Raw genomic sequence first — 289 nt, 5'->3', positions numbered from 1 at the left:
GCATGCTCCAGTTGCCGAACGACCGTTCTTTCGCTACTGCCGGCAAGGTGCAAACCGGGAATTCGGGCGACATGACGGCGCTGAATCTTTCGAAGCTGATCACGGCCGCCGCGGATACGATTGCCGAGCACGCCGAGGAATTGACGGCGCTCGACCAGGCGATCGGCGACGGCGACCATGGACTGAACATGAAGCGCGGCTTCGAGGCCGTGCGCGCCGAGACCGGGGCCATCGCCGAGAAGCCGCTGCCGGACGCGCTGAAGGCTGTAGGCACCAAGCTGGTGATGAC

Annotated in this window: 1 protein-coding gene; it reads left to right on the top strand. The window is 64.7% G+C overall.

The genetic code is table 11. The annotated features are described in order from the left end of the window. Positions 1–71 precede the first annotated feature (71 nt). Positions 72–289 (top strand): DAK2 domain-containing protein (locus tag EN859_RS37290; RefSeq protein ID WP_135913752.1); only part of this gene is annotated, 218 nt, incomplete at its 3' end.

The sequence above is a fragment of the Mesorhizobium sp. M00.F.Ca.ET.216.01.1.1 genome (assembly GCF_004010325.2).
In the GTDB taxonomy this organism is placed as follows: domain Bacteria; phylum Pseudomonadota; class Alphaproteobacteria; order Rhizobiales; family Rhizobiaceae; genus Mesorhizobium.
This window is presented reverse-complemented; position numbering and strand designations above follow the sequence as displayed.